Below are 15002 nucleotides of genomic sequence, written 5' to 3' on the forward strand. Positions count from 1 at the left end.
ATGAATTCGTCCGGTTTAGTCCGGTAGCGACTGGCCTAGTTCCAGCGGCCGCGCCATTGTTGCATCTGATTACGATTGAGCGCCATTGTCACCATTTGCGACATCATCGGCGCCGTTGCCGGCACCATTGTCGTCGCCGTTGGTGCCGGCATTGGTTTCGGCATTGTTTTCGGCACCGGCGCCCTCGCCTTCCGCGTCGATCTCGCCGTTGTCGCCGCCGTCGCCGTTGTCGCCATTATCGGCATCGCTTTCGACGATGCGCTGCAGGCCCGAGAGCTTGGTGCCCTCGTCGACGTTGATCAGCGTGACGCCCTGGGTGGCGCGGCCCATCTCGCGGATTTCGGCCACCCGGGTGCGGATCAGCACGCCGCCGGTGGTGATCAGCATGATCTCGTGCTCCGGCGCGACCAGCGCGGCGGCGACCACGCGGCCATTACGCTCGCTGGTCTGGATCGCGATCATGCCCTTGGTGCCGCGGCCATGCCGAGTGTATTCCGTGATCGGCGTGCGCTTGCCGTAGCCGTTCTCCGTCGCGGTCAGCACGCTGCCGACCGAGCCGGCATCCTCGGCATTCTCGGCCGGCGCGACCAGCATCGCGATCACGGTCTGACCGTCGTCCAGGTTCATGCCGCGCACGCCGCGGGCCTGCCGGCCCATCGGACGCACGTCGTTCTCGTCGAAGCGCACCGCCTTGCCGGCGTCCGAGAACAACATCACGTCGTGCTGGCCGTCGGTGATCGCCGCGCCGATCAGGTAGTCGCCCTCGTCGAGGTCGACCGCGATGATGCCGGCCTTGCGCGGATTCGAGAATTCGGTCAGCGCGGTCTTCTTGACGGTGCCGCGGGCGGTCGCCATGAAGATGAAGTGCTCGGCGTCGAACTGGCGCACCGGCAGGATCACCGTGATCTTCTCGCCTTCCTGCAGCGGGAACATGTTGACGATCGGCCGGCCGCGCGAGGTGCGCGAGCCCTGCGGGACCTCATAGACCTTCAGCCAGTAGAGCCGGCCGCGGTTCGAGAAGCACAGGATGTAGTCGTGCGTGTTGGCGACGAACAGCGTATCGATCCAGTCGTCGTCCTTGGTCGCCATCGCCTGCTTGCCCCGGCCGCCACGCTTCTGCGCGCGGTATTCCGAGATCGGCTGGCTCTTCATATAGCCGCTGTGCGACAGCGTGACCACCATGTCCTGCGGGGTGATCAGGTCCTCGGTATCGAGCTCGGTCGCGTTCAGCTCGATCTGCGAACGGCGGTCGTCGCCGAATTCGGCGCGGATCGCGGTCAGTTCGTCGGTGATGATGGTGGTAATGCGCTCTGGACGGGCCAGGATGTCGAGCAGGTCGGTGATGGCGTCCATCACGTCGCGGTACTCCTGCACGATCTTGTCCTGCTCCAGGCCGGTCAGGCGCTGCAGGCGCATCTGCAGGATTTCCTGGGCCTGGGAGTCGGACAGGCGGTACAGGCCGTCGTCCTGCATGCCGAACACCGGGGGCAGGCCATCTGGACGGTAGGCCGCGCGGCCGCCCGGGGTGTCGGTCTCGGCGCGCGCCAGCATCTCGCGCACCAGCTGCGAATCCCAGGATTTGGCCATCAGTTCCTGCTTGGCGATCGGCGGGGTCGGCGCGGCCTTGATGATCGCGATGAACTCGTCGATGTTGGCCAGCGCCACCGCCAGGCCCTCCAGCACATGGCCGCGCTCGCGGGCCTTGCGCAGTTCGAACACGGTGCGGCGGGTCACCACCTCGCGCCGGTGCGACAGGAAGCACTCCAGCATCTGGCGCAGGTTCAGCAGGCGCGGCTGGCCGTCCACCAGCGCCACCATGTTCATGCCGAAGGTGTCCTGCAGCTGGGTGTTCTTATATAGGTTGTTCAGAACGACCTCGGGCACCTCGTTGCGCTTGAGCTCGATCACCACGCGCATGCCGGACTTGTCCGATTCGTCGCGGATATCGGAGATGCCCTCGATCTTCTTCTCGGTGACGAGCTCGGCGATGCGCTCCAGCAGCGTGCGCTTGTTCACCTGGTAGGGCAGCTCGTCGATGATGATCGCCTGGCGCTGGCCGCGGTCGATATCCTCGAAGTGGGTACGTGCTCGCATCACCACACGGCCGCGGCCGGTGCGGTAGCCTTCGCGCACGCCCTGGATGCCGTAGATGATGCCCGCGGTCGGGAAATCGGGCGCCGGAATCAGTTCGATCAGCTCGTCGACCGTCGCCTGCGGATTGCGCAGCAGGTGCAGGCAGCCGTCGACCACTTCGTTCAGATTGTGCGGCGGGATATTGGTGGCCATGCCGACCGCAATACCCGACGAACCGTTGATCAGCAGATTCGGGATACGGGCCGGCAGGATTTGCGGCTCGTTTTCGGAGCCGTCGTAGTTCGGGACGAAATCGACGGTTTCCTTGTCGATGTCCAGCAGCATTTCATGCGCTATCTTGGACAACCGGATTTCCGTATAACGCATGGCTGCGGCATTGTCGCCGTCGACCGAACCGAAATTGCCCTGGCCGTCGACCAGCATATAACGCAGCGAAAAATCCTGCGCCATGCGGACGATGGTGTCGTAGACCGCGGTATCGCCGTGCGGGTGATATTTACCAATCACATCGCCGACGATACGCGCCGACTTCTTATAGGGGCGGTTCCAGTCGTTGTTCAGCTCGTGCATCGCAAACAGCACTCGCCGATGGACGGGCTTCAGGCCGTCCCGTACATCGGGAAGCGCGCGCCCGACGATCACGCTCATCGCGTAATCCAGGTACGAGCGACGCATTTCCTCTTCGAGGGAGACCGGAAGGGTTTCTTTGGCGAATTGATCCATTGCGGCGTGGCTTATGCGGTTGAAACGCCCGCAAGCGGAGGTCGGCACCGGATGATCCGGTGCTGCCGGCGCGGCGGGTAACATGGCATTCTAACATGCGCCGCACCGCCTCCCCGCGCCCCTCCAACCACCCTTCGCGCTGCCCCCGCCGATCCGCAGCGATGCCTCGGAACCCAAGCGGCACAAGGGTTAGCGGGCCTCGCAAGGGCCATGTTGCACAAACACCACAGGCCCCGAAGCCATGGATTGAATCGCATATATTTACTTCTTAGGAAACGAGCCTTGTGGCACAATTCCCCAGCGAAGAGCCAGACATTGTTCGAAGTGGAGCATTCGTCACCTCGAGCGAGAAGGTTATACTCCGAAGAATGTATGACTTGTTTTCGTCCATTTGCTCGCAGTAACCCTGCGGTGATCTCATCCTGAGAGGAGAAATATGAAAAAATTTGCCAAGCTCGCGCTCGTTGCAGCTACCGCAGTAATGGCCGCATCCGCTCAAGCCCAGACCGCGTCGGTCCCCTACGAAAAGAAGGCCGTCAACGACAACTGGGGTAACGGTACGAGCGAGTACGTGTGGAAGAATGGCACGAACGAGCTCTGCTGGCGCGATAGCTCCTGGACCCCGGCCACGGCCAATGCTCAGTGCGATGGCGCGCTGGCTCCGGCTGCTGCCCCGGCTCCGGCTCCGGCTCCGGTCGCTCCCCCGGTTGTCTCGAGCGAGAAGGTCACCTTCGCCGCTGACACGCTGTTCGACTTCGACAAGGCTGTCCTGAAGCCGGAAGGCCGCGCCAAGCTGGACGACCTGGTGTCGAAGCTGTCGGGCATCACTCTGGAAGTGATCATCGCCGTCGGCCACACCGACTCGTTCGGTACCGATCGCTACAACGATCGCCTGTCGATCCGCCGCGCCGAAGCCGTCAAGGCCTATCTGGTGAGCAAGGGCGTGGAAGCCAACCGCGTCTACACCGAAGGCAAGGGCGAGCGCCAGCTGAAGGTCGATCCGAAGTCGTGCAAGGGCAACCGCACCGCTCAGATCGCCTGCCAGCAGCCGAACCGCCGCGTGGAAGTCGAAGTGGTCGGTACCCGCAGCGCTCGCTGATCGGTCCCGCTCCACGGCGAAAAAGCCCAGCGCAAGCTGGGCTTTTTTTCGTCCTGCGTTTTCGTTCGGTCTCCGTCCCGTTCCTGCGGTCCCGCCGTCCTGCCTGCCCTCCTGGCTTGGCACCCTGCCTCGCCTCACTCGTTCACTGGGTCAGCAATTTCCTCCCGGCTCGCCTCAGGGGACGCATTTTGTTAGAGTTGCCCCAATTCCTAATGTCCCGCGCCGCCAGGCGCGCGCCAGATTCATGACGCCGACTTCCCCCGTGATTCACCCCACCGTCGAAACCCACCAGATTGCGCGCAATGCCGACCTGAAGGAGATCGACAAGTTCAGCGAAATGGCCCACCGCTGGTGGGATCCGAACAGCGAATTCAAGCCGCTGCACGAGATCAACCCGCTGCGGCTGGGCTGGATCGACAGCATCGCCGACCTGCGCGGCAAGCAGGTGGTGGATATCGGTTGCGGCGGGGGCATCCTGTCCGAGAGCATGGCCCGCGCCGGCGCCACCGTGCGTGGCATCGACCTGTCGACCAAGGCGCTGAAGGTCGCCGACCTGCACAGCCTGGAATCGGGCGTGGCCGTGACCTACGAGGAGATCGCGGCCGAAGCGCTCGCCGCGCGGATGCCGGCCAGCTTCGACGTGGTCACCTGCATGGAAATGCTCGAACACGTGCCGGACCCGGCCTCGATCGTCCGCGCCTGCGCCACGCTGGTCCGCCCCGGCGGCCACGTGTTCTTCTCGACCATCAACCGCAACCTGAAGGCGTATCTGCTGGCCGTGCTCGGCGCCGAATACGTGCTCAATATGCTGCCGCGCGGCACGCACGACTACGACAAGTTCATCAAACCCGCCGAACTTGCGCGCTTCGCCCGGCAGGCGGGCCTGGACCTGATCGAGCTGCGCGGCATGGTCTACCGGCCGCTGTCCCAGGTCTACGAGCTGAGCCGCGATACCGACGTCAATTACATGATGGCCCTGCGCCGCACCGCCTGAGCATGCCGACCTTCGACGCTGTTTTCTTCGACCTGGACGGCACGCTGGCCGACACCGCCCCCGACCTGGCCGCCGCCGCCAACCGGCTGGTGGTCGAGCATGGCCGCCCGCCGGTGGACTATGCGCTGCTGCGCCCGGTCGCGTCCCATGGGGCGCGCGGCCTGATCGGCGCCGCCTTCGGCAAGACGCCCGAAGACCCCGATTTCCCGGCACTGCGCGATGCCTTCCTGAACTACTACGAGGCCGATATCGCGGTGCAGACCCGGCTGTTCGACGGCATGGAAGAGGTTCTGGCCGCACTCGAAGCCGCCGGCATCCGCTGGGGTATCGTGACCAACAAGATCGCCCGCTTCACCACCCCGCTGGTCAATGCGATTGGCCTGGCGCCGCGCGCCGCCGCCGTGGTCAGCGGCGACACCACGCCCTATCCGAAGCCCCACCCCGCCCCGCTGCTGCACGCCGCGCAGGTCAGCGGCGTCGATCCGAGCCGATGCGCCTATGTCGGCGACGACCTGCGCGACATCCAGGCCGGCAAGGCGGCCGGCATGGCCACCATCACGGCGGCCTATGGCTACTGCGGCGAGGGCGAGCCACCGGAGCGCTGGGGCGGCGATCACCTGGTGCGCCATCCCAGCGAGTTGATTCCGCTGCTCACCGCGGCCGTTCCCGCCGCCTAGGGAACCGACGCGCACGCCCGGCGTCGAAAGCGGGTACAATCCGTTTTCCTTACTGGGGCCGACCTGGTTTCGACGTGGGTTGCAAAGCAGTAGAGGGCATACCGAGGACCCGTCACCTCGTAAATCAATGGGAACGCAATAACTGCTAACGACGAACGTTACGCACTGGCAGCCTAAGGGCCGCCGTCCTCGCACTGGCTCGCTGACGGGCTAGGGTCGCAAGACCACGCGAGGTCATTTACGTCAGATAAGCCCTGCGGGTGTCACGACCTCAGGGACGAAAACCAAGTGACTCGCCGTCGTAGAGCGTGTTCGTCCGCGATGCGGCGGTTAAATCAAATGACAGAACTAAGTATGTAGAACTCTCTGTGGAGGATCTGCGGACGCGGGTTCGATTCCCGCCGGCTCCACCATAATGTGAAATCCCAACCCTTATCCGGTTGGGATTTTTTTGCCCGTTCCCCCTGTGTTGGCGCGGTTTCCGGGCATGGCCTCGCGAGCGCCACCCCTGCGAAGGCGGCGTTTTCACCCCATTCGGGGCCTCTCCGTTCTCAGTTTTCTCTGGTGGTCTCGCGAGCGTTCGCGAGATCACTTCCTTGGCTGGCAAGGGCTCTGAGGCGGTCGGTTGTGGTCGGAGACTGCTGCAGCGCTGGCGACCGAGAACCGCACAGGCGGGTTTTTACGACGCTGTTGACTCTGCGCCTGAGCGCTCATGTCCACCTTTACGGCCTAGTTTCACGCCTGTCGGGTTATCTGCGTTCGCACCGGTCGTATCCCGCAGAGACTCCAACGCACCACATTCCCCAATGCATACCCCGCCGGCGCAGGCGCTGCGAATGCCCTGGATTTGCTTACGCAAAGCCTTGAGCTCAGAAATACGTCCTTCGACCAGTCGCAGGTGTTCATCGAGCAGCACATTGACATCGTCACAGGGCTTGGCCGGGTCGTCCTGTAAGTGCAGCAACACCCGAATTTCGTCATGAGTCATGTCCAGCGACCGGCAGCGCCGGATGAAGGCCAGCCGGTCGACATGATGAGCGCCGTAGTCGCGGTAGTTGTTGCTGCCACGGGCGGGCGGTTCCAGCAGTCCCTCCACCTCGTAGAACCGGATCGTGGAAACCCGGCACCCCGTCAGTGCTGCAAGTTCGCCGATTTTCATGAAAACTCTCCTGAGGGCTTGACTCTACAGTTACTTGAGGGTTTCTAATGGGTGCAGGAGAACAAAACTATGAAAACATGTCAAGGCAGTACCTGCTCTGGCGGGTGCACATCGGACCAAATCAACACCCCCGTCTCGACCAGCGCAATGCCGCCCGGTCGAGCTGAAGCGTTTTCCAGCGTGTTTGCTATCCCGAAGATGGATTGCCCTTCGGAGGAGAACCTCGTCCGGATGGCGTTGGCGGGGACCGAAGGCGTGACAGCACTGGAATTCGATCTGGCCACGCGGCGTCTCACGGTCACGCATAGCGGTGAAGCGGAGCGCATCGAGGCGAAGCTCCGTCCGCTGAACCTTGACGCGGCGCTCATCGAGACTGCGGCAGCGAAGTCGACAGTCGGCACCCTGACCCGCTTCTCCATCCCCAAGATGGATTGCCCCTCCGAAGAGAACTTGATTCGCATGGCGTTGGCCGATCAGGCGGGTATCGGGACGCTGTCGTTCGATCTGCGCAAACATGAGCTGTCGGTCATCCACATGGGGCCGACGGAGGACATCCTCGGCAAGCTGGCCCCCCTGAATCTGAATGCTGAGCTCATCGATTCGGTGCCTCAAGGAAATGTGCCCTTGGCCAGACCGGACCCTGAAGGCGACGCTTCGGAAGCCCGTACGCTGAAGGTCATGCTGGCCATCAACGGCACCATGTTCGTCTTTGAGATGCTGGTGGGCTTGATCGCGCAGTCGACCGGGCTGATCGCCGATTCGCTTGACATGTTTGCCGATGCGGCTGTGTACGGACTTGCGCTGTACGCAGTCGGACGCGCCGCGGGCATGAAAATCAGAGCCGCCCATTTCGCCGGATGGCTTCAGATGGCGCTGGCACTTGGCGCTTTGGGCGAGGTGCTGCGCAGGGCCGTGTTCGGCAGCGAGCCGCAATCGAGCTTGATGATTGGCGTCGGGCTCATTGCCCTCGTGGCCAACGTGACCTGCCTCGTACTCATCGCCCGCAAGCGGGATCGCGGTGTGCACATGACGGCCAGCTACATCTTCTCGGCCAACGATGTCATCGCCAATCTGGGCGTGGTCGCCGCAGGCTTGTTGGTGGCATGGACCGGCTCACCCTATCCGGACCTTGTCATCGGTAGCATTATCGGCGTGGTCGTACTCAGCGGCGCACGGCGCATCCTGAAGCTGAAGTGAAGGTAAGCGTTCCGGAGCGATTGTCAGCGAGTTTTCAGGCGAACCATTCCAGAACCGCCTCGAAGGCGTTCGGCGTGGTTGGGCTCGGCGCATCAGGCTCGCGGCGCAAACACGCGGATCTGGTCGTCCCAGCCGTTGGGCCAAGGGCGGCGCATCACCTGCTCCAGCACAGCCCCGGGCGTGCTGATCAGTCGCTCGACGACCTCCGGTGCCAACAGAGTCAGCCGCATCACGCGACGCACCTGGGTGACGTCAATGTCTTCGGCCTCGGCGATGTCGGCCACGGACGCCACCCGCTGTTCGTCCAGCAAGCGTTGCCAGTGATACGCCAGACCCAGCGCGCGCATCAACGCGGAGTCCTGCGCAGCCTCGCGGGCCAGACGTTCCTGGTGCGCCTCCTCCGAGAACGCCTGCGGCGCGTCAAGCGGTGTGATGACCTGCTTCTTCAGACCACGGCGCACAAGCGTCCAGGGCAGAAAGGTTTCGATCTGCACGCCGCCAGCGGGCAGCGGCGTCTGATACGTCACGGGCTCGCCTTTGGCCCGGCCGCGATGCTTGAGACTCATGCCTCCTCCTCAAAACTGGCCATGAGCTGGCGCTGGCCCTGCCAGTCGACCATCAGGCGGTTTCGCTGAAACCACATCAGGGTCAGACGGCGCGGCTGCTTGCCCGCCATGAACTGCTCAATGATGTCGGGGGCCAGCAGGGTCAGGCGCAGCAGTTCGTTGACCACCGAATGGTGCAGTTTCTCGGCCCGCGCAATGGCGGACCCGCTCGCCATTGCGCCGGTGTCCAGCAGGTGCTGCCAGTAGAAGGCGCGCGCCAGTCCGTCGATCAGCGTGACGTCGTAGACGTCCCGGTCGTCGCTGGCCACACGTTGGACGCCACGGCGGCGGAACACCAACGGCACGAAGGTTTCCAAAGACTCGTCCATCAGGCCTCGACCTCCAGCATCTCGGCACCGATACTTCGCGGCGCGAATTCCTCGATCAAGGCGTTCCAGCCGATCTCGCGCCACTTCACCTTGATGCCCTGCACTTCGCCGACGTGGACGAGGTCGATGCGCTCGATCATCAGGTTGGCGATGCGGTGACGCTCGACCGGGAACAACTGATCCCACACGTCGTTGAGCCGTCCCATCGCCATTACCGTGGTGGCCTCGTCGATCTGAGCGCCATTGCGCTGGATATGGCGCACCACCGATGCGATGGATTCGGGGCTGGTCAGCACCGTGCGGATCTGGGCCACCACCGCCGCCTCGATCTCAGGTGCAGGCAGGCGTTCGTAGCTCTTGCCCGGTGCCCCGAACCGGCTTTCCGACTTGGACACGTAGTAGTGGTACTTGCGCCCGTTCTTGCGCGAGTAGGTCGGGTACATCCGTTCGCCCGAGGGGGCGTACAGCAGGCCGCGCAGCAAGGCGTCAGTACGCGACCTGATCTTGGTTTCCACCGACCGTGCGTGCCCATCCCTGGCCAGCACCGCGTGAACCCTGTCCCACAGCTCCCGGTCGATGATCGGCAGGTGAGCGCCGGGGTACCAGTTCCCTTTGTGCGACAACTCCCCCAGGTAGATGCGGTTGCGCAGCAGCTTGTGCAGGTACTTTTTGTCGATACGCGTGCCGTTGCGGGTCTGGCCCTCCTGCGTCGTCCAGGCCTTGGTCGTGATGCCGTCGGCGGTGAGATTGACGGCGATCTGGGTTGGAGAACCAATGGTCAGCATCTCCTCGAAGATGCGACGCACCACTGCCGCCTCGGCCTCGTTGATGACCAACAGGCGGTTGTCGACGTCGTAACCCAGGGGCGGGACGCCACCCATCCACATCCCCTTGCGCTTGGCGGCGGCGATCTTGTCGCGGATGCGCTCGCCGGTGACCTCGCGCTCAAACTGGGCGAAGGACAGCAGGACGTTGAGCATCAACCGGCCCATCGAGGTGGTGGTGTTGAACTGCTGGGTGACCGACACAAAGGACACCTCGTGGCGTTCGAACACTTCGACCATCTTGGAGAAGTCGGCCAAGCTGCGCGTCAGGCGGTCGATCTTGTAGACCACCACGATGTCGATCTGGCCGCGCTCGATATCCGCCATCAGGCGTTTCAGCCCCGGCCGATCCGTGTTGCCGCCAGAGAAGCCGGGGTCGTCGTAGTCGTCGGCCACCGAGATCCAACCCTCGGATCGCTGGCTGGCGACGTAAGCATGGCCCGCCTCCTTCTGCGCGTCTATGGAGTTGAACTCCTGGTCAAGCCGTTCATCCGAGGACACCCGGCAGTAGACGGCGCAGCGCTTGCGGGCGCGGGTAGCGGCAATCTCGCTCATCGGGCACCTCCCTTGCTCAGGCCAAAGAACAGCGGCCCAGACCAGTGCGCGCCGGTGATGTGGCGGGCCACCGCTGTCAAGCTCTTGAAATTGCGCCCCTGGTACTCGAACAGCCCCTCGGCGGTGACTGTCACCCGGTGCTCGCGTTCGCCCCATTCGCGCAGCAGGATCGTGCCCGGCGCGAAATCGAACTCGCGCGGCTTGGCCCGCAACTTGATCTTGGAGTGTTTCGCGCCGATGGCTTCCAGACGCTGGCGGGTTGCGGGCGCGAGGCCACCAAAGGCCTCCTCCTGTAGCTTGTAGGCGATCCGGGACTCGACGTGGGTGCGGTTGGGGTAGTCCGGGCGGCGCGGGAAATACCGATCCCAGACCGTCCAGAGCTCGGACATTGGCAGGCACGCCAGTTCCGCGATCCGCGCGGCGACGGATGCTTGTTTTTCGTTCATCACAACTTCTCCTCTTGATAGGGGGTTGTATGAACGCGCTGGTCGGGCAGGAAGCCAAGGCCAACTGCTCTCTGTTTTGGCTCATCCGCGACGAGGGTGCGGACGATGGCGGCCGCAAGGATGGCGGCGATTTCGCCAGCACGGGCGCTGGCGCTCATCTCCGTGGGAGATGCGAGTTCGAGGTTCTTCATGACGGCTCCGAGGAATTGCAACCGTCAGGGATAGTGAGCCTGATCTTCCGAAGCGGATGGCAACGTAGGGTAATCAAGCCCGCCCGCAATGTATTTGTTGCGCGTTAACGAAACGATTGACAGCGCAGCCCTTGACCCTTACCATCCATCGTTAACTAATCACGCAATCAGGTCACAGTCATGCCCTTTGGAGCATTCATCCGCAAGAAGCGCGAAGAGAAAGGCATTCAGATGAATGACTTTGCGCGCCAGCTGGAGATATCACCCGCCTACTGGTCGCGCATCGAGCGCGACATGGAAAAACCGCCCAAGGACGAGCTGATCCGCAAGGCGGCCGAGATCCTTGGAATCAGCGCCGACGACGCTTTCGTCGAGGCCAGTCGCCTGCCGCCCGACATCCGCGATGATGTTGGCAACCTGGTTCGGATGTACCGCCGGAACGTGATGGAGAAGAAGTGAATGGCGGTACTGACTCTCGACTACCGGTGCTGCGACCGGAAGCGCCCCCTGTACATCAAGCACATTGAGGTCGAACGCATCGCCGCGACCGCGCGCCAGCAACTGGTCGCGGACAGCATCGATGCCATTTCTTTCGACGCGCTGCGGCAGATCTCCGGCCTGAAGATCAACGGCATCGACTTCGCGCTGGAGGTCAGCACCGACTACGCCGTGCATGACGAGCAAGGCAACCACGTATTCGGCGTCTGTGAATTCGACCCCGCGATGCCCGACGCCGCGATGGTGTCCATCTCGCCCGTGGGGGAAAGTCTCAGCGAACTGCTAGCCCTCAGCACCTTGGCCCACGAACTGGGTCATGCCGTGTTCGACGCCCCCGGCTGGGTTGTCCAGGGCAGTAAGGGCCCCGGGTTGTTCGATGACATCGAACCGACGATGCAACGCGCCTACCGCACCACGACGCCGGACAGCGACCATCTGTCCAAGTCTCTATCCGCAAAACCAACGACGGAAGAACACTTCGCCGAGCTGCGCGCCAACGAGTTCATGGGCTCCTTGCTCGTGCCGCGCCAGCGCATCATCGCCGCCGTCGAAGAGCTTGCATCCGAGCACGACATCACCATCCATCGCCATCCCTCCACCGATCCCGACCACCCCGGTACGGCGCTGCGCATCACGGCGGGCAGCGACACAGGCGTTTTCGACATGGAACGCTTCGAGAAAGCCTTGGCCGCGCGCTTCGGCGTCAATCGCCGGTTCATCCAAGTTCGCCTTAATCGCTACGGCCTCACGGGTCAGGAGGCCTCGATGCGCTGACCACCATTCAACTCGCCCGTGGAGCCGACTTCGCGTCGGCATTTTTTGAATCGCCCGATTAACTGTTCGCGCAATCACGCACTTTGTCAAAGGAACTTGCCCATGCCAGCAGACCAAGCCTCGCTGCCACGTGACCACACGCTGCGCGGCTTCGATGAGTTCGTCCGCGTGACCGATGGCGCAGATGCGTTCGACACCGATGCCTTTGATCGTGTCCTGCGCGGCTACGCAACCCACGTGGGTGAGCCGGAACCGGTGCAGTTCTTCAATGGCAAGCGGCTCAAGCTCCCGCACATGGCGTCGTCCATCGAACTCACCGAAGCGCGCGCCAAGATCATCAAGCTGATGTGGGGGACCGAAGGAAGTGCCCCGCCCGTGATGTCGTGGAAAGAGGTGAATGGTTCCGTCACCGTCAACACCGGCTTCCAATCCTTCGACGATGCCTTCGGCGACAAAGTAGCGCGTGAGGAGGTGATTGAGCTGGTTTCGCGCGGGAAATACCGGGTGAGGCGCAACACATAAACGCACCCATAAATCGAACCAGACACGGCCCATAAACCCGTGCGGAGACTGCGATGTGCTCATTTCATACAGGAGGCACATCGAAATGCAAACCCACTTCACCAATGCAACATCTGGCCTGATCCCGGCCAAAACCGGTGCGCCACAGCGCATCGCCCTTGACGAAAACGAGCTGGCCATCCGCTGGGGGCTTTCCGTCAAGACCCTGCGCCGCTGGCGGCAGGAACAACTCGGCCCGGTCTTCTGCAAGCTCGGTGCCCGCGTCACCTACCTGATCTCCGAGGTCGAAGCCTTCGAGCGTCGCGTTTCGCGGCACTCGACCTTCACTCGTGCATACCAGTGAGGAGAGCGGCCATGAGCGATCTGACCATTTTTCCCGCCGACCTCGCTGCCATGAGCACCGTCCAGTTGGTGGCGCTGCCGATTACCGATTTCGTCGCTGCAGAGCGCAATGTCGACGAGGCCACTGCTTACCTCAAGCAGCTGCGTGCCAAGCTGGATGCCGCCAAGCTCCAGCGCTACGGCGAGCAGGCCCGTAGCGCGCTGCGGGATTCCGGCCGCGACTTCGGAACCGCCCACGTCAGCGACGGTGCGCTGCACGTGAAGTACGAGCTCCCCAAAAAGGTGACCTGGAGCCAGACCATCCTCAAGGAGATGGCCCAGCGTATTGCCGCCTCGGGCGACAAGGTCGAGGACTACATCGACATCAAGTTGTCGGTGTCCGAGTCCCGCTACACCAACTGGCCCACGGCGCTGCAGGAGCAGTTCGCCGCCGCGCGCACGGTCGAGGAAGGCAAGCCGACCATCACCCTGACGCTCGATGGGGGTGCCGCATGAAAAAGCTCCCCATTGTGTCCGCCGTCGAGCGGATGGCCGAGCGCAAGGGCGTGAAGCTGCTGATGCTGGGCAAGTCCGGCATCGGCAAAACCACGCGGCTCAAAGACCTCGACCCGGCCACCACGCTGTTCCTCGACATCGAGGCCGGTGACTTGGCGGTGGCCGACTGGCCGGGCGACACCATCCGCCCGGCTTCGTGGCCGGAGAGCCGCGACTTCTTCGTGTTCCTCGCGGGCCCGGACAAGTCGCTGCCGCCGGAGGCAGCCTTTTCGCAGGCGCACTACGACCACGTCATCGAGAAGTTTGGAGACCCGGCGCAACTCGACCGCTACCAGACCTTCTTTCTCGATTCGATCACCCAGCTGTCCCGCCAGTGCTTCGCGTGGTGCAAGACGCAGCCGGGTGCCGTCAGCGACCGATCCGGCAAGCCCGACCTGCGCGCGGCCTATGGCCTGCTCGGCCAGGAAATGATCAGCGCATTGACCCACTTGCAGCACGCACGCGGCAAGAACGTGGTGTTCGTGGCGATCCTCGACGAGCGGCTCGATGACTACAACCGCAAGGTGTTCGTCCCGCAGATCGAAGGCAGCAAAACCAGCCTGGAGCTGCCCGGCATCGTCGACGAGGTCGTGACGCTGGCCGAGATCAAGGCCGAGGACGGCAGCACCTACCGCGCCTTCGTCACCCACACCGTCAATCCCTACGGCTTTCCGGCCAAAGACCGCAGCGGTCGCCTCGACCTGCTGGAGCCGCCGCATCTCGGCGCGCTGATCGCCAAGTGCGCAGGCGCTTCCGCCGTGCCTGCCAGCGCCGCCACCCCCGCACACATCGAATCTCAGGAGTAATCGCAATGACCGCATGGAATGACTTCAACGACGCCGACGCCCAGCAATCCGGCTTTGATCTGATCCCCAAGGGCACCGTTGTCCCTGTGCGCATGACACTCAAGCCCGGTGGTTACGACGACCCGTCGCAGGGCTGGGGCGGCGGCTACGCCACCGAGTCTTTCGAGACCGGCTCGATCTACCTCGCCGCCGAATTCGTGGTCACTGCTGGCGACCACGCCAAACGCAAGATGTGGTCGAACATCGGTCTGCACTCCAAGAAGGGGCCAACCTGGGGCCAGATGGGACGCAGCTTCATTCGTGCGGCGCTCAACAGCGCCCGCAACGTCCACCCGCAGGACAACAGCCCACAGGCTTCTTCTGCGCGCCGCATCCAGGGCTTCCACGAACTGGATGGCCTGGAGTTCCTCGCCCGCGTCGACATCGAGAAGGACGGCAAGGGCCAGGACCGCAACGTGGTCAAAGTAGCGGTCGAACCCGACCACCCCGACTACGCAAAGTTGATGGGCGTGCCGACCAAGGCTGCAGGCGGCGGCACTTCCGGGGCTCCGGCGCAGGCAGCACCCGCGTACCAAGCACCGGCTCCGCAACGCGCACCCGTGACGGGCAAACCGTCGTGGGCGCAGTGAGGGA

General features: G+C 63.4%; 18 protein-coding genes and 1 other RNA gene. 12 read left to right on the forward strand and 7 right to left on the reverse strand.

Annotated elements, in window-relative coordinates; translation table 11 throughout:
• Positions 1-69 precede the first annotated feature (69 nt).
• The gene (gene gyrA / locus F1599_RS19305) at positions 70-2817 is read right to left on the reverse strand and encodes a DNA gyrase subunit A (RefSeq protein WP_223819766.1); all 2748 of its coding nucleotides are present in this window, start codon (positions 2815-2817) and stop codon (positions 70-72) included.
• A gap of 436 nt (positions 2818-3253) precedes the next feature.
• On the opposite strand from gyrA, the gene ompA reads away from it, so the two are divergent.
• The 4 genes from ompA (at position 3254) to ssrA (ending at position 6000) form a co-directional block, all read left to right on the forward strand.
• Positions 3254-3916 carry an outer membrane protein OmpA gene (ompA, locus tag F1599_RS19310; RefSeq protein ID WP_023265125.1) on the forward strand — a complete coding sequence of 221 codons (663 nt, stop codon included), beginning with the start codon at positions 3254-3256 and terminating at the stop codon, positions 3914-3916.
• 244 nt (positions 3917-4160) lie between these two features.
• Positions 4161-4910, forward strand: coding sequence for a bifunctional 2-polyprenyl-6-hydroxyphenol methylase/3-demethylubiquinol 3-O-methyltransferase UbiG (ubiG, locus tag F1599_RS19315; protein ID WP_150084154.1), 750 nt, complete (start codon positions 4161-4163; stop codon positions 4908-4910).
• A 2-nt stretch (positions 4911-4912) separates the two neighbouring features.
• Positions 4913-5587: a phosphoglycolate phosphatase gene (gene gph, locus F1599_RS19320; protein WP_150084155.1), complete on the forward strand. Its 675-nt coding sequence runs from the start codon at positions 4913-4915 to the stop codon at positions 5585-5587.
• Positions 5588-5641: 54 nt separating this feature from the next.
• Positions 5642-6000: a transfer-messenger RNA gene (gene ssrA / locus F1599_RS19325) on the forward strand.
• A gap of 266 nt (positions 6001-6266) precedes the next feature.
• Here ssrA and cadR read toward each other — a convergent pair.
• Entirely contained in the window at positions 6267-6746 is a 480-nt protein-coding gene (gene cadR / locus F1599_RS19330) for a Cd(II)/Pb(II)-responsive transcriptional regulator (RefSeq protein ID WP_114483855.1), read from the reverse strand.
• 69 nt (positions 6747-6815) lie between these two features.
• Between cadR and F1599_RS19335 the strand changes: the two genes are divergently transcribed.
• The gene (locus tag F1599_RS19335; RefSeq protein ID WP_455423660.1) at positions 6816-7943 is read left to right on the forward strand and encodes a cation transporter; all 1128 of its coding nucleotides are present in this window, start codon (positions 6816-6818) and stop codon (positions 7941-7943) included.
• A gap of 92 nt (positions 7944-8035) precedes the next feature.
• On the opposite strand, the gene F1599_RS19340 is transcribed toward F1599_RS19335, so the two are convergent.
• From F1599_RS19340 to F1599_RS19360, 5 genes are read right to left on the reverse strand one after another with little or no spacing between them, the layout of a single operon-like run.
• A complete protein-coding gene (locus F1599_RS19340; protein ID WP_150084156.1) occupies positions 8036-8509 on the reverse strand; it encodes a hypothetical protein in 474 nt (157 codons plus the stop codon).
• Positions 8506-8877, reverse strand: coding sequence for a site-specific recombinase resolvase (locus F1599_RS19345; RefSeq protein ID WP_150084157.1), 372 nt, complete (start codon positions 8875-8877; stop codon positions 8506-8508). The genes F1599_RS19340 and F1599_RS19345 overlap by 4 nt, the downstream gene beginning before the upstream one ends.
• A complete protein-coding gene (locus F1599_RS19350; RefSeq protein ID WP_150084158.1) occupies positions 8877-10256 on the reverse strand; it encodes a recombinase family protein in 1380 nt (459 codons plus the stop codon). The genes F1599_RS19345 and F1599_RS19350 overlap by 1 nt, the downstream gene beginning before the upstream one ends.
• Positions 10253-10702: a DUF2924 domain-containing protein gene (locus F1599_RS19355; protein ID WP_150084159.1), complete on the reverse strand. Its 450-nt coding sequence runs from the start codon at positions 10700-10702 to the stop codon at positions 10253-10255. Before F1599_RS19355 ends, F1599_RS19350 begins: the two co-directional genes overlap by 4 nt.
• Positions 10702-10893, reverse strand: a complete 192-nt coding sequence (locus F1599_RS19360; protein WP_150084160.1) for a hypothetical protein — start codon at positions 10891-10893, stop codon at positions 10702-10704. The genes F1599_RS19355 and F1599_RS19360 overlap by 1 nt, the downstream gene beginning before the upstream one ends.
• 180 nt (positions 10894-11073) lie before the next feature.
• Here F1599_RS19360 and F1599_RS19365 point away from each other — a divergent pair, with 180 nt between their 5' ends.
• From F1599_RS19365 to F1599_RS19395, 7 genes are all read left to right on the forward strand, one after another.
• On the forward strand, positions 11074-11352 hold the full coding sequence (locus F1599_RS19365; RefSeq protein WP_150084161.1) for a helix-turn-helix domain-containing protein: 279 nt from the start codon (positions 11074-11076) through the stop codon (positions 11350-11352).
• The gene (locus F1599_RS19370; protein WP_150084162.1) at positions 11353-12165 is read left to right on the forward strand and encodes a hypothetical protein; all 813 of its coding nucleotides are present in this window, start codon (positions 11353-11355) and stop codon (positions 12163-12165) included.
• 102 nt (positions 12166-12267) lie between these two features.
• The gene (locus F1599_RS19375; RefSeq protein ID WP_223819767.1) at positions 12268-12687 is read left to right on the forward strand and encodes a hypothetical protein; all 420 of its coding nucleotides are present in this window, start codon (positions 12268-12270) and stop codon (positions 12685-12687) included.
• An 85-nt stretch (positions 12688-12772) separates the two neighbouring features.
• Positions 12773-13030: a helix-turn-helix transcriptional regulator gene (locus F1599_RS19380; RefSeq protein WP_054286341.1), complete on the forward strand. Its 258-nt coding sequence runs from the start codon at positions 12773-12775 to the stop codon at positions 13028-13030.
• An 11-nt stretch (positions 13031-13041) separates the two neighbouring features.
• Positions 13042-13524 carry a hypothetical protein gene (locus F1599_RS19385; RefSeq protein WP_150084163.1) on the forward strand — a complete coding sequence of 161 codons (483 nt, stop codon included), beginning with the start codon at positions 13042-13044 and terminating at the stop codon, positions 13522-13524.
• Positions 13521-14369 carry an ATP-binding protein gene (locus F1599_RS19390; RefSeq protein WP_150084164.1) on the forward strand — a complete coding sequence of 283 codons (849 nt, stop codon included), beginning with the start codon at positions 13521-13523 and terminating at the stop codon, positions 14367-14369. The genes F1599_RS19385 and F1599_RS19390 overlap by 4 nt, the downstream gene beginning before the upstream one ends.
• 5 nt (positions 14370-14374) lie before the next feature.
• Positions 14375-14998: a hypothetical protein gene (locus F1599_RS19395; protein WP_150084165.1), complete on the forward strand. Its 624-nt coding sequence runs from the start codon at positions 14375-14377 to the stop codon at positions 14996-14998.
• Positions 14999-15002: the final 4 nt, after the last annotated feature.

The sequence above is a fragment of the Cupriavidus cauae genome (assembly GCF_008632125.1).
GTDB classification, from domain to species: domain Bacteria; phylum Pseudomonadota; class Gammaproteobacteria; order Burkholderiales; family Burkholderiaceae; genus Cupriavidus; species Cupriavidus cauae.

Coding starts and splice junctions, on each gene's coding strand:
- gyrA (WP_223819766.1), bottom strand. CDS start 2,817: ATGGATCAATTCGCCAAAGAAACCCTTCCGGTCTCCCTCGAAGAGGAA.
- ompA (WP_023265125.1), top strand. CDS start 3,254: ATGAAAAAATTTGCCAAGCTCGCGCTCGTTGCAGCTACCGCAGTAATG.
- ubiG (WP_150084154.1), top strand. CDS start 4,161: ATGACGCCGACTTCCCCCGTGATTCACCCCACCGTCGAAACCCACCAG.
- gph (WP_150084155.1), top strand. CDS start 4,913: ATGCCGACCTTCGACGCTGTTTTCTTCGACCTGGACGGCACGCTGGCC.
- cadR (WP_114483855.1), bottom strand. CDS start 6,746: ATGAAAATCGGCGAACTTGCAGCACTGACGGGGTGCCGGGTTTCCACG.
- F1599_RS19335 (WP_455423660.1), top strand. CDS start 6,816: ATGAAAACATGTCAAGGCAGTACCTGCTCTGGCGGGTGCACATCGGAC.
- F1599_RS19340 (WP_150084156.1), bottom strand. CDS start 8,509: ATGAGTCTCAAGCATCGCGGCCGGGCCAAAGGCGAGCCCGTGACGTAT.
- F1599_RS19345 (WP_150084157.1), bottom strand. CDS start 8,877: ATGGACGAGTCTTTGGAAACCTTCGTGCCGTTGGTGTTCCGCCGCCGT.
- F1599_RS19350 (WP_150084158.1), bottom strand. CDS start 10,256: ATGAGCGAGATTGCCGCTACCCGCGCCCGCAAGCGCTGCGCCGTCTAC.
- F1599_RS19355 (WP_150084159.1), bottom strand. CDS start 10,702: ATGAACGAAAAACAAGCATCCGTCGCCGCGCGGATCGCGGAACTGGCG.
- F1599_RS19360 (WP_150084160.1), bottom strand. CDS start 10,893: ATGAAGAACCTCGAACTCGCATCTCCCACGGAGATGAGCGCCAGCGCC.
- F1599_RS19365 (WP_150084161.1), top strand. CDS start 11,074: ATGCCCTTTGGAGCATTCATCCGCAAGAAGCGCGAAGAGAAAGGCATT.
- F1599_RS19370 (WP_150084162.1), top strand. CDS start 11,353: ATGGCGGTACTGACTCTCGACTACCGGTGCTGCGACCGGAAGCGCCCC.
- F1599_RS19375 (WP_223819767.1), top strand. CDS start 12,268: ATGCCAGCAGACCAAGCCTCGCTGCCACGTGACCACACGCTGCGCGGC.
- F1599_RS19380 (WP_054286341.1), top strand. CDS start 12,773: ATGCAAACCCACTTCACCAATGCAACATCTGGCCTGATCCCGGCCAAA.
- F1599_RS19385 (WP_150084163.1), top strand. CDS start 13,042: ATGAGCGATCTGACCATTTTTCCCGCCGACCTCGCTGCCATGAGCACC.
- F1599_RS19390 (WP_150084164.1), top strand. CDS start 13,521: ATGAAAAAGCTCCCCATTGTGTCCGCCGTCGAGCGGATGGCCGAGCGC.
- F1599_RS19395 (WP_150084165.1), top strand. CDS start 14,375: ATGACCGCATGGAATGACTTCAACGACGCCGACGCCCAGCAATCCGGC.